The organism is Gordonibacter faecis, from assembly GCF_030077735.1.
Lineage (GTDB): Bacteria > Actinomycetota > Coriobacteriia > Coriobacteriales > Eggerthellaceae > Gordonibacter > Gordonibacter faecis.
Map to the genome: position 1 here is coordinate 201,552 of NZ_JASJEU010000012.1, position 17,433 is coordinate 218,984.

A 17,433-nucleotide genomic window follows, 5' to 3' on the forward strand; every position below is an offset into this window, starting at 1 on the left:
CAGCATCAACAGCGTTGCCAGCAATGAAAAGTATGTTTGCAGTCGTTTTATTGTTTGAACCTGTACCCGTATCCGCGAACCGTCTCCACCAAGCCGGGATCGTACCCGGCCCCCTCAATCTTATCACGCAGGCGCTTGATGTGGGTGTCAACGGTCTTCGTCTCCGTCAAGTATTCCCAACCCCATGCGTCGCGCAGCAGGTCTTCGCGCGATACCACCTTGCCGGCGTTCTTCATAAGGCTGGCAAGCAGCTCGAACTCGCGGGGCGTGAGGTCAATTTCGCCCTGCTCACCGGAGGCGGTGTGGGCATCCTCGTCCAGTGTGATGCCGCTGGCCGTGATGGCGCGATTCGCGCCTGGGAAGTCGCCACCCGAACCACGACGCAGAAGGGCGCGCACGCGTGCAATGAGTTCGCGCACGCCGAAGGGCTTTGCCAGGTAGTCGTCGCCGCCAATTTCCAGACCAACGACCTTGTCCAGCTCTGTGTCGCGCGCGGACAGGAACAACACGGGTACGGTAGTTTTCGAGCGCAGACGACGGCACAGTTCGTAGCCATCCATGCCAGGCAGCATGATATCCAGGACAAACAGGTCGTACGGGTTCTTAGTCGCTAAGGCCAGCGCTTCCTCGCCGTTGTCGACCACATCGGTATAGAAACCTTCCTTCTTCAGCGCGTAGCTGACGAATTCCGTGATGGAAGGTTCATCGTCAACGACGAGAATGCGGTTGGGTGTATCGTTCATGTGATACCTTTCTACGAGCGCAGTGTCAGACGATGGGGCGGGTATCCGCTTGATATAATGAATAGCTGCAACTATATCCGTTCCCGTCTAGAGTGCCTGCTTTCGAGGGGGTTTGTCAAAAACATGTTACTTGCTATCGACGTGGGGAACACGCAAACCGTGGTGGGCGTGTATGACGGCGAACATCTGGAACACATGTGGCGCGTGGCTACGAACAAAAGCCACACGGCCGATGAGTTGCGCGTGAAAGTGGAGCCGCTGCTGGCGTCCGAGGGCATTGCGCGCGAAGCGGTGCGCGGTGCGGCGTTGGCCTCGGTGGTGCCGCAGCTCACGCAGGCGTGGTGTGCCGCACTTGAGCGTATGCTGGGTGCCGCGCCGCTGGTGTGTACGGCCGAAGCGGCAGGTGAGTTGTTCCCCACGACGTATGCGAACCCTGGCGAAATTGGGGCCGATCGCGTGGCGGATGCCGTGGCAGCGCGCGTGCTGTACGGTGCGCCCGTGGTGGTGGTGGACTTTGGTACGGCGACGAATATCGAGGTCATCGACCATAAGGGGCGCTTTATCGGCGGTGTCATTGCGCCGGGTGTGGACACGAGCGCCGCGGCGCTGTTCTCGCGCGCCACGCGCTTGGCGGCCATCGACCTGGTTGACCCTCACACGGCCATCGGTCACAGCACGGAAGAGGCCATTCAGGCCGGCATTGTCTACGGCGAGGCCGACCGCGTAGATGGCCTGGTGCGTCGCATCTTCGCCCAACTGGGCTACGAAGCCCCTGTGGTGGCAACGGGCGGCCTGGCCTCACGCGTGGCCGAACAATCAAGCACCATCACCGCCATCAACAGCGAACTAACCCTCGAAGGCCTACGCCTCATCCACGAGGCCCGCAAGGGCAACGCGGCCTAAACTTCTTACTATATATAGTAAGAGAATCCGTTTCGGCTTGGCACGTTCCGGCTGCTGGTATTTGTTGGCACTTGGGGGAACGAGGGCGAACGCGCGGGTTAAAACCAGTAGAATGAGGTGAGACGAGAGAAGGGGAAGGCTGTGGCTTTTCCCTTGTGAAGCTGAGGAAAGGAAGGGCCCGACGTGTTGAGCGACATTGAAATTGCCCAGGCCACGAAGCCGGAGCACATCAGCGTTATCGCTGAGAAGGCGGGCGTGCCCGAGTCGTACCTGGAAATGTACGGCACTAATAAGGCGAAGGTGGACTATAACCTGCTTACCGACGTCGAACACACGCCGGGCAAGCTGATTCTGGTGACGGCCATCAACCCCACGCCGGCCGGTGAGGGCAAAACCACCACTACGGTGGGTCTGGCCGACGCGCTGGCGCGCCAGGGCAAGAACGTGGTGGTGGCGCTGCGCGAGCCGTCGCTCGGCCCCGTGTTCGGCATCAAGGGTGGCGCGGCTGGCGGCGGTTATGCCCAGGTGGTGCCCATGGAGGATATTAACCTGCACTTCACAGGCGACTTCCACGCCATCGGCGCGGCGAACAACCTGCTGGCGGCACTACTTGACGCGCACATTCACAACGGCAATGAACTGGGCATCGACGTGCGCAAAATCACGTGGAAGCGCGTGGTGGACATGAACGACCGCCAACTGCGCAACATCGTGGATGGCCTGGGCGGCAAGGCACACGGCGTGCCGCGCGAGGACGGCTTCGACATCACGGTGGCCTCCGAGGTTATGGCTATCTTCTGTCTGGCCACGTCGATCACCGACTTGAAGGAGCGCCTCGGCCGCATCGTGGTGGGCTACACCTACGACGACAAGCCGGTCACAGCGCACGACCTGCACGCCGAGGGTGCCATGGCGGCGCTGCTGAAGGACGCGCTGAAGCCGAACCTCGTGCAGACTTTGGAGGGCACGCCCGCATTCGTGCATGGCGGCCCGTTTGCGAACATCGCGCACGGCTGCAACTCCATCATGGCCACGCGCATGGCAATGGCGCTCGGCGACTACTGCGTGACCGAGGCCGGTTTTGGTGCCGACCTGGGTGCGGAGAAGTTCCTCGACATCAAGTGCCGCCTGGCGGGTTTGAAGCCCGACGCCGTGGTAGTGGTTGCCACGGTGCGCGCGCTGAAGAATCACGGCGGTGTGGCGAAGGCCGACCTGGGGGAGGAGAACCTTGAGGCCTTGGAAGCGGGCCTGCCGAACCTGCTGCAGCATGTGGAGAACATCACGCAGGTGTATCAGTTGCCGTGCGTGGTGGCCATCAACCGTTTCCCCACCGATACCGAGGCCGAGTTGGCGCTCGTGGAGGAAAAGTGCCGCGAGTTGGGTGTGAACGTGGCGCTGTCCGAGGTGTGGGCGAAGGGCGGCGAAGGCGGCCAGGCGCTTGCCGCCGAGGTGGTACGCCTGTGCGAGCAGCCGAATAACTTCCAGTTTGCCTACGGCGACGACGTGTCGCTGCGCGAGAAGATTGAGGCCATTGCTACGCGTATCTATCATGCCGACGGCGTAGACTTCGAGCCGAAAGCTGCGGCTGAACTGGCCAAGTTGGAGAGCCTGGGCTTCGGCAACATGCCCGTGTGCATGGCGAAGACGCAGTACAGCTTCTCCGACGATCAGAAGAAACTCGGTGCGCCGCGCGATTTCCGCATCACCGTGCGCGATGCGAAGGTGTCCGCTGGCGCTGGCTTCGTGGTAGCCCTCACCGGCAGCATCATGACCATGCCCGGCCTCGGCAAAACCCCCGCCGCCTTCAAGATCGACGTCGACGAAACCGGCAAGATTTCCGGACTGTTCTAAACGGGTAATTGGGAGCCCGGGAGTTATTCCCGGGCTTTGCTATTTCAGTTTCTCCTTGGTTCTCTCTTGTTCTCACGAGTAAATGCGTGGTACACTCGGCGCCGTTGTTGTTTGGTTTGCAGCTGCCTCTATGCCACGTGGCTGCTCGAGAAGGAGAGCGATACTTGAAGTTTTAGTGGTGCATTTCATCCGACGTATTCCTTGCGCCTGCGGGCGTTTGGCCTTGCACGGATAAGCATCGCAGCTTCACGGTTTGCCCCTTTCTGCGTTTCGACGTACTGGTGCGTATCGCGCCATTCACTCTGCGAGTTTTCCGCAAGCAGGGCCTCCGTAGTTTAAGGAGGTTAGCTATGGTTCTTACCCTGCGCACTATTACCTATACCTATCCCGGCTCGCCGCTGCCAGCACTCAGCGACGTTTCGGCCACCTTCGACGAAGGGTGGTGCGGCATTGTGGGTGACAACGGTTGCGGCAAGAGCACGCTTGCGCGCATCGCGTGTGGCTTGGTGACGCCCGATGCGGGAGAGGTGGTTCCTCGCCGTACGAGCGCGTATTGCTCGCAGGATGCCAGCGCGCCGCCCGCGCTGCTGGAAGACTTCGCATGCGACTGGTCGCGCGAAGCGATGGTGCTGCGTGAACGCTTGGACATTGATGACGAAATGCTGTGGCGCTTTGACCACCTCAGCTTCGGCGAACGTAAGAAAATCCAGGTGGCCGTGGCCCTATGGCAACGCCCGGAGGTGCTCGCCCTCGATGAACCCACCAACCACGTTGACGCGCGCTGTCGCGAGGCGCTGGCAGGTGCACTCGAAGAATACCGGGGAATCGGCCTCTTGGTTTCGCATGACCGCATGCTCCTGAACCGGCTGGTTAAGAGTTGTCTCATGTTCGAAAACGGCACTTGGACTCTGCGGCCAGGTTCCTACGACCAAGGGCACAACCAGTACGAACGTGAGCAGACAGAAGCGGCGGCTAAGAAAGCAACCGCCAAACGCGAGGCGGCGCGGCTTGCTGCTGAAGCTGACGCGCGGGCGCATCAGGCTGCTCGCACGGCATCGCGCCTGAGCGCGCGGCACCTCGACAAGCACGACAGCGATGGGCGCGCAAAGCGGCGCTTGGCGGCGGTTTCTGGTCAAGATGGCAAGGCGGGTGCGCTCGCCTCAACCATAAAAGCACGTCAGGCACGGGCCCATCAAGAAGCGCACCGCATCTCCGTGGCAAAGCGCTACGATGGGTCGCTGTGGCTAGATGCCTCCCCAAGCCCTCGCGCCACGCTCCTGTTCAAAGACGCGCACAGCATTCCCTGTGGCGTGCGCACGCTTGCCCTGCCGAAGTTGGCCCTCGGCAACACCGACCACATAGGCATTTCCGGCCCCAATGGCGCAGGTAAGTCAACGCTTGTTACGCATCTGCTCGGCCAGTTGCCCGCGGACATTCCTGCGCTCGTCATTCCCCAGGAGGTGCCGCCTCACACGGCGCGCCACCTTATTGCCAGCGTGCGCTCCGCCGATGAGGCGCGCCGTGGGCGCATCCTTTCCCTGGTCACGCAGCTCAATTCGGACGCAAAGCGCATTCTTGCCGGGCGCGATGTCAGCCCCGGTGAGTTGCGCAAACTCATGCTGGCGGAGGGCGTGCTGAACCAACCCGCCCTCATCGTCATGGACGAACCCACCAACCACCTGGACCTTCACTCGGCCGAGGCCCTCGAACGCGCGCTCGCCGCCTACCCCGGCGCGCTCATCGTCGTCTCGCACGACGATGATTTCCTCACCGCGTGCACCACCATTCGTTGGGTTGTCGACGAGGGAAAGGTAACCGTGCAGTAAGCGCCACCTCCAGCCCTTGCGCCCTCCCTCCACTTGCATTCTGATCTGCGGATAAATGGGGGGAGGGTTTTTCCCTATGGCTGGAATGGGAATTCCCGAACTCGGGCTGCAGCGTCACTATTGCGCGAAAAAAAGTGTATATTTCGTGAAGGAGAGATCGTCAAAGGTCGAAGGTCGAAGGGAGGAGATGCTTTGATGAAATCTATCATTGCAAGCAAGAAGACTCATCTATGGCTTTCCCTCACGTGCGTTTGCGTTTTGGTTTTGGGCTTGGCGGCGTGCGCGCCCCAGCAGACCGAAAACGTTACGAAGGAAAGTGATAGCGCGGTGGACATCAAAATCCCCGCACCGAACGATAATGGCATCATCACGGCCGAGGCGTGGAAGGACGTGTATCCGAACGAGTATGCCACGTACAAAATGAATGACGAGAACAAGGATCCGGGCGATTACACACAAATCTACCCGCAGATCCAAACCATTTGGGCCGGCTCCGCTTTCTCGAAGTTCTACGCCGAGCCGAACGGTCACACGTACTCGCTGACGGACATTCAGGAGACGGGGCGCAACCCCAAGACGGCTAACTGCCTGACCTGCAAGTCTTCGGAATTCATCCTGAAGCAGGACGCTGACCCCACGCTGAACAAGTCCGACATCCACGAGATGGAGGCCCAGGTCACTGAGCCTATCAGCTGCTACGACTGCCACGAGAACAGCCCGGCCGACGGCTCCAAGGCCATCCGCCAGTTCTTCGTTGATGCCGTGGGCGACGACATTTCCCAGGTGCCCGAAGGTGCCATGTCGTGCGGCCAGTGCCACAACGAGTACCTGTTCCCGAATGAGAACAAGTCGGCCGAGAACCCGTGGAAGGGCCTGGCCGAGGCCACGCCGGAAAAGGTGCTGGCGTACGAGAACTCCATCAACTACGTCGATCACACCAACCCGACGAACGGCACCAAGCAGATCAAGGTGCAGCACCCCGAGTTCGAGACGATGTATGGTGGCGACATGGCCCCCATGGCCAAGCTTGGCTACAGCTGCTCCGACTGCCACATGGGCACGACGAAGAGCGCTGACGGTCTAGAGTTCGACAACCACAACTGGACGAGTCCGCTGGACAACCAGGAGCTTATCGCCAACGACTGCTCCAAGTGCCACGAGGACATCACGGCGACTGTGAAGGCCAAGCAGGCCGTCGCTATCGCCCGCGTCAACAGCATCGGCGACAAGCTGGTCACGCTCAACAACAAGCTCACGGACGCTGTGAACAACGGCTCCAAGAGCGAGGACGAGCTCAACCAGATCCGCGACCTTAACCGCACGGCTCAGTTCTACTGGGATTGGGTCATGGTGGAGAACAGCGACGGCGCCCACAACTCCGCGCTGGCTCAGGACACGCTAAACAAGTCCGAGGCCGCCGTGGACAAGGCTCTGGCGATGTTCTAGCCGCAAGGCAACCGGTCTCTCCACTCCGGTGCGGAAGGGGAAGCACGCCGCTTCCCCTTCTTGCCACTTCAAGCCCTCGCTCCATGGTGTCACGGCTGATTCACACGAAAAATGGGGGTAAAACGGGCTATTTCCCCCCAAATGGGTGATAGGTTTTTGGCCGAGCGACGGCTAGTATTCATCAAGTAACGTGCCGCGCCTTGACGGAAGCCTTCGGTTTCCGCGCGCAAGGCGGGGCGAATCGAGTCAGCATGAAAGGGGGTTAAGGAGAATGAGCGAAGAGGAAGCCAAAGTGGAAGCCGCCGCCGAGACGTCCGAGACCGAAAGCTCCACGACCAATGAGCCCGCTCCCAAGAAGAAGGGGAAGAAGTGGCCCATCGTCGTTGGCGTTGTCGTGGTTGTTCTGATTGCAGCCGGTGCCGGCTTCTGGGTTTGGCATGAGCAGCCGAGTTTCTGCAACGCAATCTGCCACACGCCGATGGATCCGTATCTGCCGACGTACGAGGCGGAACCGGGCCAGCCGGCCGTTGACAAGTGGGGCAACGACGTGGCGGATGCCAGCGGCATGATGGCCGCCGTGCACCGCGTGTCGAAGGATCAGGGCGGTGCCGAGGCTACGTGCATGAGCTGTCACGTTCCGACCATCGGCGAGCAGGTGTCCGAGGGCATGAGCTGGATTTCGGGTAACTACTACTACCCGCTGGAGGAGCGCGACCTGGAAGAGCTGGTTGCAGCGCGCGGCCTTGAGGAAGATCAGTTCTGCCTGAACGAGGCCTGTCATACGCAGACGCGTGACGACCTGATTGCGGCCACGTCTGAGCTGGGCAAGTACAACCCGCACACGCCGCAGCACAACGAGCAGGCGTGCAGCAACTGCCACAAGGCTCACCGTGCGTCGGTGAACGCCTGCACGCAGTGCCACACCGATGCGTACGTGCCGGAAGGCTGGTTGACCTACAGCCAGGCGAACAGCCTGAACTCGTAGCGCCAGACCCGCAGTGCGTGCGAGCGCACAGCAAGCGTCAATTGCATAACGAAGAGGAAGCCCGCCTCAAGCGAAACTAAAAAACGCTTGGACGGGCTTCCTTTTCAAAGCCTCGAAGAATGGAAACGGGCCCCTTTGAGAGAGAGGGCGCCTTGTGAGCAGGGCTCTCGCAGCCAGATGGGCACACACGGGAGGCAACATGGTGAATCTTTGAATTCACCCCGCTTCCGTCCTTCGGAACTTTGGAGTACGTGACAATTGTCGGGAGATTATATGAGGAGGAGGCGAACGTGAACGCGAAAACGAAACGGCGCCTGGTGGTGGTGACCGGTATCATCATTATTGTGCTGGTCGTTGTTCTGGCAGTGGTGGGCGGCAGCTCGTCTGCGAAGGCCGTCACGGTGGCCGACGCAGTCAGTGGCCAGTATCAAGACCAGAAGATTCAGGTGTCGGGTAACGTGGTGGAGAACTCCTTCAAGACAGAGGGCAACGTTCTCACGTTCGACATTTACGACCCCGATGGGGACCCCATGCAGTATGTGCGCGTGAGCTATGAGGGTGGCGTGGCGGCCACGTTTGGCAACGACGTGACGGCCATCTGCACCGGCAAAGTGGGCGCTGACGGCGTGCTGCGCGCGAGTGAGCTTGTGACCAAGTGTCCGTCGAAGTACGAAAATGCCACCGATGCCTTGGGCGTGGCGCAGCTGCTGGACTACGGCGATAGCGTGCTGGACAAAACCGTGAAGGTGGCGGGCACCGTGAAAGCGGGCACGCTGGCTGCCGCGGGGCAGGGCGACCGCTTCGTGTTGGTGGATGCCGAAGGCACCACCGAGATGCCTGTGGTGTTCGACGACGCGCTGTCTGACGAGGTGAAGGATGGCTCGTCGCTCGTGCTTACCGGCTCAATCAACGCCGATGGCAAGTTCCATGCGACCAATGTCGCGCTTGAGGGCTAGCGCGACGCGCTGCCGGAAACATCCCTAGGAATACAGGCGGCCGCCCCGCGCGGCCGCTTCGGAAGGAACCTCTATGTCTCTCTTCGGTCTGATGGGGCTGCTCGTGTCGTTTGCGGCCGTTGCGGTATCCATCATCTGTTTGGTTGTGGGCGGCCTTATGCGTCGCAAGAACCCCGATGGCGTTGGAGCCACGCTCACCTGGGGTGGCCACGTGGCGGCATTGGTGTCCGCCATAGGGTTGACGGCGTGCTGCGCTGTGTTGGTGTACTGCTTCATGACGGGCGACACGTCCATCGAATACGTGGTGCACTATCACAGCAACGCTTCGGGCGACTTTAGCTGGCTTTACAAGTTGGCAGGCCTGTGGGCTGGACGCGAAGGCTCGCTGCTGTTCTGGGCGTGGCTTATTGCCGTGTTCAACTCGGTGGTGGCGGTGCGCAACATGAAGCGGCTGGAGAAACTGGACTCCATGGCACTGCTGGTGTCGCAAATTGTGCTGGCAGCGTTTGTAGGTGTGCTGCTGTTCTCGGAGAGCAATATGCCGTTTACCGCCATGGCGGCGTCGTACTTCAACGCTGACGGCTCGCTGCGTGGCGAGGCGGCGCTCTGGGGCATGAACACGCTGCTGGAGCACTGGGCTATGGCCATTCATCCGCCCACCCTGTTCGTGGGTTACGCGGGCCTCACCATTCCGTTCGCGTACGCCATTGCGGCGCTCATTGTGAACGATTCGTCGAAGACGTGGGTGGTGCGCTCACAGCGCTATGCCCTGTTCTCGTGGCTGTTCCTGGGCTTCGGCATTGGCTTGGGCGCCGTGTGGGCCTACGTGGTGCTTGGCTGGGGCGGCTACTGGGGCTGGGACCCGGTCGAGAACGCCAGCTTGCTGTCGTGGCTGGTGGGCGTGGCGCTCATCCACAGCTTCACGGTGTATCGCCAGCGCGGCGCGTTTAAGCGCTGGTCGGTGATGTGCGCATGTCTCACGCTGGCATTCGTCATTGTGGGTACGTTTATTTCGCGTTCGGGGTTGGTGCAGTCGGTGCACGCGTTCGAGGGTGACCCGGTGTCGCTCGTGCTGTTCGGCGCACTTATTATTGCGTCGGTGTTGGCCGGCATCGTGGGCCTGGTGGTGCGTTGGAAGTCGTTTGGCCCGGCTAAGGCGGGCGCGGACGACGTGGAGAACATGCTGTCGAAGGACGCCGCTTACTACTTTAACAACGTCATCATGATTGTGTTCACGTTCCTGTTGGCGTACATGACCATTTCTTCCGCGCTGCCTGCGTGGATGCCGTTCGGCGGCCAGTCGCTGTCGGCCGGCACTTACAATGCTATTGCGCGTCCGTTGGGCGTTATCTACCTGCTTATTCTGGCCGTGTGTCCGCTGCTTTCGTGGGGCAAGACCGAGGGCAAGCAGTTCTGGAAGCGCGCGCGCATTCCCGGCGTGTGCGCGCTGGTGCTGTTTGCCGTGCTCATGGTGTACTTCGTGACGTACCTGCTTCCCAGCTACGACGCCATGATTGCGGCTGGCGGCACGAACGCTGAGGGCCTGGCCGACGAGGGGCCGTCGTGGTACTACAACGGTCTTGCGGTGGTAGGCTTCTTGGTGGCCAGCCTGCTGTTCTTTAACTCGCTGTTCATGTTGGGGCGCGGCATTCGCGCATACAAGGAGAAGCACGGCGGCAACGTGTTCGGCGCCACGCTGGGCATGCTGGTGAACCGTGCTTCGTCGTTCGGCGGCTTCCTATCGCACCTGGCCATGGCCGTGATTTTGGTGGGCCTCATCGGCTCGTCGATGTACGTCACGGAAAAGGTTGCCTACGTGAACTACGACGAGGCTGCCGATACGGCCGAAGACTTCACCATTCAGGACTTCACGCTGAAGTACACGTCGAACGACATTACCGAGATGGAAAACGGCGACGACATTCTGTACACCGTGAACTACGACGTGTACAAAGACGGTCAGTTCGTGGGCTCGGTGTCGCCGGCCGTGCAGCTGGTGCAGTCCACGCAGCAACAAAAGCTGGTGGCGGGTGTAATCTCGTTCCCCACGGAGGACCTGTTCGTGGTATACAAGGGTGTGAACAAAGACGGCGACTTCTCCATGGATGTGCGCGTGAACCCGTTGATTGCCGAGGTGTGGATAGGGTTTGGGCTGCTGATGGTGGGCGTCGTGGTGGCGACGCTTGGGCGCCGTGGGGCTAAGCGGAAGTCGGATGATTCTACCAGTGAGACCGCGAGCGGGGTCGGCAACGTCCAGTCGCTCAAACAGTCCTCGCAGAGCTGCGGAACTCGCTTGGTGGACGCCGCCGACCCCGCTCGCTCCGAGGGAGCTTCGGAGGATGGCGCCTGCGAAGACGGCGGTAAAAATTTGACAGACGAGAAGAAGGCGTAGTTGTTGTGGTTGCGGCCATTGAGACTCATAAGCTTTCGAAGGTGTTCGGGAACCGCCGGGCGGTTGACAACGTGTCGATTGAGGTTCCGCAGGGGGCGTTTCTGTCCATCTTTGGGCCGAATGGGGCGGGGAAGACGACGCTTCTGCGCGTGCTGTCAACGCTTTCGCGGGCGACTTCGGGCAAGGCCACGCTTATGGGGGTTGATCTGAAGGAGGATCCCGACAAGGCACGCGACCATATTGGCCTCATTTCGCACAACTCGATGCTGTATCCCGACCTCACGGCGGAGCAGAACCTGATGATTTACGCGCGCCTCTACGGAGTGGAGAACCCCGAGGCGCGCGTTATGGAGCTGCTGGAGGCGGTGGAGTTGAAGCACCGCCGGCTTGATGTGGTGCGCACGTTCTCGCGCGGCATGACGCAGCGTCTTTCCATCGCTCGGGCGCTCATTCATGACCCCGACGTGGTGTTTTTGGATGAGCCGTACTCGGGTCTTGACCCGCATGCGGTGGAAATCTTCGACGAACTTATCGAGCAGCAGCGCGAAGGACGCACCTTCGTCATGGTGAGCCACGACTTGCAGAAGGGTTTCGCCATGTGCACGCATGCACTCGTGTTGGCGAAGGGCAAAGTGGTAGCGTTTGACGAGAAGGATGCGTTTGACTTCGACGAGTTTGCGGCCTTGTATCGCACGACGGTTGGCATGGGGGTGGCGTAAATGGCAGTCGCGCTGAAAAAGCCCTCGACGTTCCAGCAGTACAAGACGCTGCTGCGCAAAGACCTCGAGCAGGAATTCCGCACGAAGGAAATGCTCACATCCATGGGCATCTACGCGCTGCTCGTGCTCATTGTGTACGGCGCGGCGCTGGCGCAAACCTCGCAGACCACCGACATCTTGCAGATGAGTGGCGGCCTTCTGTGGGCGCTCATCGTGTTTACGTCGCTGCTTGGCCTGAACCGTTCGTTTGCGCACGAGAAGGAGCAGGGCTGCCTTGAGGGCATTCTCTTGGTGCCGATGGATCGCTCGGTGGTGTTCCTGGCGAAGTCTACTTCCAACCTCCTGTTTCTGCTGGTGGTGGAAGTGATTTCAGTGCCGCTGTTCTATTTCTTCTTCCTGACTACCACTACGCCGTCCGAAAGTTTTTGGCTGCTGATTATCCCACTTTTGGTGGGTACCATCGGTGTGGCGGGCATCGGCACGCTGCTGTCCACCATCACGGTGAACACGCGCGGCAAGGACGTGATGCTGGCGGTGCTGTTCATTCCGCTGATTTTCCCGCTGCTGTACGCGTGCGTGTCGGCGACGACCGCCGCCATCGTGGGCGCGGAGGGCTACGCGGATGTGATGCTGACGTCGCTCGCACTCGGTGCCGGCTACGATGTCATCATGATCCTCGCTAGCTGGGTACTGTACGATTTTGTGATAAGCGCTTAAAGAGAGAAGGGGCTATATGAGCGAGAAGGAGAAAAAGGCGCTTAAGCTGCCGGAAGCGGGGCAGTGGCCCGACCGGATTGCGCCGGTGGTGCTCGTGGTGGGCATCGTGCTATCGACTATTGGCTTTTTGCTGGCGTTTCTCTGGGCCTCGCCCGTGAACGGCGCGGCGGTGAGCGGTGTCGAAATGATCGGCGGCCAGATGGTCACTCATGTGCTGCTTCTGTCGCAGAAAATATTCTACTTCCACATGCCGGTGGCCATCACGTCGTTTGTGGCGCTGGCGTTCGCGGGCTACTACGCGGTGCGCTTCCTTATGACGAAGAACCGCCGTTTCGACACATGCTCGAAGATTGCCATGGAAATTGCGCTTTTGTTCGTGGCGTGCACCATGATCACGGGCGACCTGTGGACGCGCTTCGAGTGGGGCGTGTGGTGGACGTGGGATCCGCGCCTGACCACCTATCTTATTCTGATGCTTATCATCATCGCGTACTTCATCCTGCGCAACGCCATCGACGAGCCCGAACGCCGCGCCACCTACGGAGCCGTACTTGCCATTATCGCGCTCATCGACGTACCCATCTGTTTTATGGTGACGCGCCTCATCCCCTCAAGCATCCACCCGGTGGTGGTGCGCGAGGGCGGCATGTCAAGCGACATGGGCATCACGCTTATGTTCTGCCTGCTGGGCATCATGATGGTGGGCTTTGCGCTGTATCGCCTGCGCTTCCGTCAGGTGCGCCTGACCGAGCGCGTCGAGGCGCTGAAGGAGCAGTTGGAAGATTAAGGGTTTGACCGCCGATGTGCGGTTGAGCATGCGAAAGGTTGGTTGATTAGTATGAATCCCATTCTCACCGAGATTTACAGCACGGTTGCTCCGTCGATGCCGTTCATCATTGGCGCGTATGCGCTCATGTGGGTGGCGCTGCTGGTGTACGTGCTCATTATCATGCTTGGCTACAAGAAGGCCGAGGCGCAGATGGCCGTGCTGGAAGAGGCCATCGCGGAGCAGAAGAATACGACGCTGTAGGCGCCACTGCTACGCTTACGTGCAGGTTCGCCGTAGGGTCGCCTGCCACCTGTTCGCTCGTGCTACAATAGCGCGAGCGATTCGTTGAGGACGCCGCCCGATCGCGGCGTCCTCGCTTTTGTCCCTGTACCTTGCGAGAAAGGCACCCGTCCATGAAGGCTCTTATTCCTGCCGCCGGTCTCGGCACGCGTTTTCTGCCCGCCACGAAAGCGCAGCCGAAGGAAATGCTGCTTGTGGTTGATCGTCCGGCCATCCAGTACGTGGTGGAGGAGGGTTTGGCGTCGGCGGCCGACGAGGTGGTTATCATCAACAGCCGTGAGAAGAAGGCCATCGAGGACCACTTCTCGCCGAACCCGGAGCTGGTGGCCACGCTGCGCGCTCGCGGCAAGGATAAGTACGCCGACCTGGTGGAACAGGTGGGGAACTACAACGTGAGCTATGTGTACCAGGACGAGGCACTGGGCCTGGGCCACGCCGTGCACTGCGCTGCTGTGAAGACGGCTGGCGAGCCCTTCTACGTGCTGCTGGGTGACGTGCTGGTGCCCGACAATCAGATGTTGCCTCGCATGCAGGAGGTATCCGACGCGCACGGCGGCGCGAGTGTGATTGCTGTCATGCCGGTGCCGGACGATCAGGTGAGCCGCTTCGGCGTCATCGCCGGTGCGGCTGTGGCCGACGATGTGTGGAAGGTGGACGCCTTGGTGGAGAAGCCGGCGCTTGAGGATGCGCCGTCGAACCTGGCTGTGTTTGGCCGCTACCTGCTGTCGCCCCGCGTGATGGAGTTGTTGGCCGACGTGCAGCCCGGCGTGGGTGGCGAGATTCAACTGACCGACGCTTTGGACGCCGTACTCAAAGAAGAAGAGATGTATGCCCTGATCATCGATCCCACCGACGGCTTCGACACCGGTACCGTAGAAAGCTGGCTCGAAACCAACAACATCTTGTTCCGTCGTTCTGCCGAACGACGGAACTAGTCGACGCTGCGAAGGGCTCTGGCACCCAAGCTTCGCGCGATCCCGGCAACTCGCGTACCACAGTACGCTTCGCTGCCGCGATCCCACGAATCTCGGGCGCCAGCGCCCTTCTCGCTGACGTTACGAACGACCCGTTGTTTTTTAATCCACCACGTTCTGTGGTTTCCCTTCCACGAAGGCGCTTACGTTGGCGGCTACTACGGACAGGAGGCGCTCTCTTGCTTCGTGGGTGGCCCAGGCTATGTGGGGGGTGACTACGATGTTCTCGCCCTTTGCTTGGAGGAGGGGGTTGTCGGGGCTCATGGGTTCTTCGGATACTACGTCGGCGGCGAAACCGGCCAGTTTGCCAGAGTGGAGGGCGTTCACGACGGCCTGCTCGTCGACCAGAGTGCCGCGCGCGGTGTTGATGAGCATGGCGCCATCTTTCATGCGAGCGAGGGTTTCGGCGTTCATCATGTTGTTTGTCTCGGGCGTGGCTGGTACGTGTAGCGATACGAAGTCGGCCATGGTCAGAAGCTCGTCGAGCGGTACCTGGCGGATGCCGTCGCCTTCGGCCTCGGGCTTGGGGCGGTGGTTCGCGAACACTACCGGCATGCCGAAGGCGCGCGCGATGCGGGCGACTGCCTGGCCGATGCTGCCCATACCCACGATGCCGAGTGTCTTGCCCTGAAGCTCAATCAGCGGAGTTTTCCAGAACGAGAAATCCTTTGCGCGCGTCCAGTCGCCGTCCATGACCAGTTCGGAGTGTTCGCCTACATGTAGACACAGCTCCAACAGAAGAGCGAAGGTCATCTGAGCCACATCGGGCGTGGAGTAGGCCGGCACGTTTGACACCACCACGCCGCGCTCGCGCGCTGCGTCCAGGTCAACCACGTTGAAGCCGGTGGAGGTGAGAGCGATCATCTTGAGGTTCGGTGCCCACGAAAGCGCCTCGGCATCCCAGCGTACCTTGCTCGATACCGCCACCTCAGCTTCGGCCACGCGCTCCGCCAACTCGTCGCGCGACGTGCGGTCATAGACTGTCACCTGGCCAAACTGCGAAAGCGCATCCCAGCTCAGATCGCCCGGATTGTTTACACACCCCTCAAGGATAACAATGTTCATAGCGCGCTCCTTCCGAGAGCCAAATGGTTTTTTCGCGATTGTATCAGCCCCCACGCGCGCCTCCACCCCCGCTCGCCCACCGCCACAACAAGGTAACCAGGAGGAAGCATGGCCCCACAGGTTGAAAACATTACCTCCCAGGTTGGTGAATCCATCCCACTCCCAGGTTGGCGTAGTAAGTCAGCGAGAAGCTGTGTGGTGCACCAGATTGCCGCGCCGCGCGGCTGAGCGTACTTTGGTACGCGAAGGCAAGCGCACAAGCGGCAAGATGGGGTACCACACAGCTTCGCAGCGTCGAGGAGTTCCGGCGGCCGGCAGGCCGCCGGAACAAAAAAAGATCGGCCCGGGGAGAGGGGAGCTCCGCCGGGCCACAAGGAGGGGATGATGCGGTGTTCTTTGACACCGCTCTGCTTTTAAGGGGTTAAAGCAGAGGCAAACTGAAAAGGAGGGGAGCCTTTCGTTTGCTGACGTTAGTATAAAAGTTGGCCTTGAAAAACATATGAGCGCGACGTGCATGTTTTGTGAATCAGGGGCCTCGAAAGTAACAATTAGGTAAAACCGTCCGCGAAACAACCCGTCCGCTCTGCCACAGCCGTTTTCTACGCCTTCGCGTTTGCCACCTCTTCGCAGTCAACCTCACAGGCCACGCCGGCCGCAACGGGTACGAAATCTTCAGTTGGCGCAGCCACATCGCCAGATCCGCTGCGCAAGAACGCCCGCACCGCCCGCAGTGCTGCCAGGTGCTCGGGCGCAAGCGCCCCGGAAGAACGGTCGGCCTTCAATCCCGCAGCCAACATGCCCGCAAACCGCGCACACACCACAGCAACAATGACCGTGGCCATCACCAGCTGCAAGCCGGCAAGCTGCTGGACCGCTGCCGCCAGCTCCCCGTACCCTGCTGCTGCCAGTGCTGAAGCCAGCAAGCGCGTAGCCAGCACGCCCACGGCCATGGGAAACGTCATGCCCGCATAGCCGGGGTGGAACGCTACGCTGAAAAACTTCGGCAACTTCCACACTACATATATAAGTGACACGGCCTCGCACGCAAAGAGCGCCGCCAGCACCACCAGGTTCGGCTCCGGAAACACGTTCACGTACGACACCAGACACATGCTGCACGGTCCCAGCATAATGGCTTGAGAGTGCATCATGGCCTCGGCTACCTCGCAACGCTTCATGCGCCACAGCATAAACGGCGTCACCACCACATAAATGGCGATGCCCCACACCACAATGCCCACGGCCAGCGGCTCCGGCATAAACACCATGCCTGCCACCGTGGTCACCATCACGCCGTTAGTGGTGACGTACCAGCTGGGCATAAACGTTTTCCACTCGAAGCGGCGCACGAAGAAGCGTACGAAAAACACGGCTACGTGCACGAACAATATGCCCAGCATCAGGAAGAATATGCCTTCGAACAGCCCCCATGCGCCGGGTAGAAGCGGCGCGAAGTACGCGCAGAGTGCCATGATGAGCATAGGGAGGGTGGGGTAGAGGGCAGCCAACATGGGGTTCGCGTACTCCGCCGCCACCACACTGCGCAGATGGAACGCAATCTTCAGTCCATACAGCACCACCACAGCCACCGACACCGCCGCGGCCAGCCACCGCACGAGGGGATAGCCCAGCGCATCGTACACGCCGCTCAGTACAAACAGGCCAAGCGTCGCCGGCACCACCGGCAACGGCAGCTTCGACACCTTATCCTTCAGGTACATGGTGCCCCTCATTTCTCGCGCAAAAAGATACCGCCATCATAAATCCGAGTTACCAGGTATGCAATG

Annotated in this window: 14 protein-coding genes and 1 pseudogene; 12 read left to right on the forward strand and 3 right to left on the reverse strand. The window is 60.6% G+C overall.

Annotated elements, in window-relative coordinates; translation table 11 throughout:
• Positions 1-47: 47 nt before the first annotated feature.
• Positions 48-743 (reverse strand): response regulator transcription factor, encoded by a 696-nt coding sequence (locus QNJ86_RS05990; RefSeq protein WP_283831694.1) that lies wholly within the window; start codon positions 741-743, stop codon positions 48-50.
• Between the two features lie 123 nt (positions 744-866).
• On the opposite strand from QNJ86_RS05990, the gene QNJ86_RS05995 reads away from it, so the two are divergent.
• From QNJ86_RS05995 to QNJ86_RS06050, 12 genes and pseudogenes are all read left to right on the forward strand, one after another.
• Positions 867-1,646: a type III pantothenate kinase gene (locus QNJ86_RS05995; protein ID WP_283831695.1), complete on the forward strand. Its 780-nt coding sequence runs from the start codon at positions 867-869 to the stop codon at positions 1,644-1,646.
• A 183-nt stretch (positions 1,647-1,829) separates the two neighbouring features.
• The gene (locus tag QNJ86_RS06000) at positions 1,830-3,497 is read left to right on the forward strand and encodes a formate--tetrahydrofolate ligase (RefSeq protein WP_283831696.1); all 1,668 of its coding nucleotides are present in this window, start codon (positions 1,830-1,832) and stop codon (positions 3,495-3,497) included.
• A 350-nt stretch (positions 3,498-3,847) separates the two neighbouring features.
• Entirely contained in the window at positions 3,848-5,323 is a 1,476-nt protein-coding gene (locus QNJ86_RS06005) for an ATP-binding cassette domain-containing protein (protein ID WP_283831697.1), read from the forward strand.
• Positions 5,324-5,518: 195 nt separating this feature from the next.
• A complete protein-coding gene (locus QNJ86_RS06010; RefSeq protein WP_283831698.1) occupies positions 5,519-6,769 on the forward strand; it encodes an ammonia-forming cytochrome c nitrite reductase subunit c552 in 1,251 nt (416 codons plus the stop codon).
• Positions 6,770-7,040: 271 nt separating this feature from the next.
• Positions 7,041-7,754, forward strand: a complete 714-nt coding sequence (gene cgr1 / locus QNJ86_RS06015; protein ID WP_283831699.1) for a cytochrome c-type protein Cgr1 — start codon at positions 7,041-7,043, stop codon at positions 7,752-7,754.
• A gap of 290 nt (positions 7,755-8,044) precedes the next feature.
• Positions 8,045-8,710, forward strand: a complete 666-nt coding sequence (locus QNJ86_RS06020) for a cytochrome c maturation protein CcmE domain-containing protein (RefSeq protein ID WP_283831700.1) — start codon at positions 8,045-8,047, stop codon at positions 8,708-8,710.
• Between the two features lie 73 nt (positions 8,711-8,783).
• Positions 8,784-11,102, forward strand: coding sequence for a heme lyase CcmF/NrfE family subunit (locus QNJ86_RS06025; RefSeq protein ID WP_283831701.1), 2,319 nt, complete (start codon positions 8,784-8,786; stop codon positions 11,100-11,102).
• A gap of 53 nt (positions 11,103-11,155) precedes the next feature.
• Positions 11,156-11,821: pseudogene (locus tag QNJ86_RS06030) on the forward strand (ABC transporter ATP-binding protein); the annotation flags it as partial.
• The gene (locus QNJ86_RS06035; RefSeq protein WP_283831703.1) at positions 11,822-12,538 is read left to right on the forward strand and encodes a heme exporter protein CcmB; all 717 of its coding nucleotides are present in this window, start codon (positions 11,822-11,824) and stop codon (positions 12,536-12,538) included.
• 16 nt (positions 12,539-12,554) lie between these two features.
• The gene (locus QNJ86_RS06040; RefSeq protein ID WP_283831704.1) at positions 12,555-13,325 is read left to right on the forward strand and encodes a cytochrome c biogenesis protein; all 771 of its coding nucleotides are present in this window, start codon (positions 12,555-12,557) and stop codon (positions 13,323-13,325) included.
• 51 nt (positions 13,326-13,376) lie between these two features.
• Positions 13,377-13,568, forward strand: a complete 192-nt coding sequence (locus QNJ86_RS06045) for a hypothetical protein (protein ID WP_283831705.1) — start codon at positions 13,377-13,379, stop codon at positions 13,566-13,568.
• Between the two features lie 152 nt (positions 13,569-13,720).
• Positions 13,721-14,542 (forward strand): UTP--glucose-1-phosphate uridylyltransferase, encoded by an 822-nt coding sequence (locus tag QNJ86_RS06050; protein ID WP_283831706.1) that lies wholly within the window; start codon positions 13,721-13,723, stop codon positions 14,540-14,542.
• A 141-nt stretch (positions 14,543-14,683) separates the two neighbouring features.
• Here QNJ86_RS06050 and QNJ86_RS06055 read toward each other — a convergent pair whose 3' ends face one another.
• Together QNJ86_RS06055 and QNJ86_RS06060 are read right to left on the reverse strand one after the other, a co-directional pair.
• Positions 14,684-15,646, reverse strand: a complete 963-nt coding sequence (locus tag QNJ86_RS06055) for a D-2-hydroxyacid dehydrogenase (protein WP_283831707.1) — start codon at positions 15,644-15,646, stop codon at positions 14,684-14,686.
• A gap of 599 nt (positions 15,647-16,245) precedes the next feature.
• A complete protein-coding gene (locus tag QNJ86_RS06060; protein WP_283831708.1) occupies positions 16,246-17,367 on the reverse strand; it encodes an SLAC1 family transporter in 1,122 nt (373 codons plus the stop codon).
• Positions 17,368-17,433: the final 66 nt, after the last annotated feature.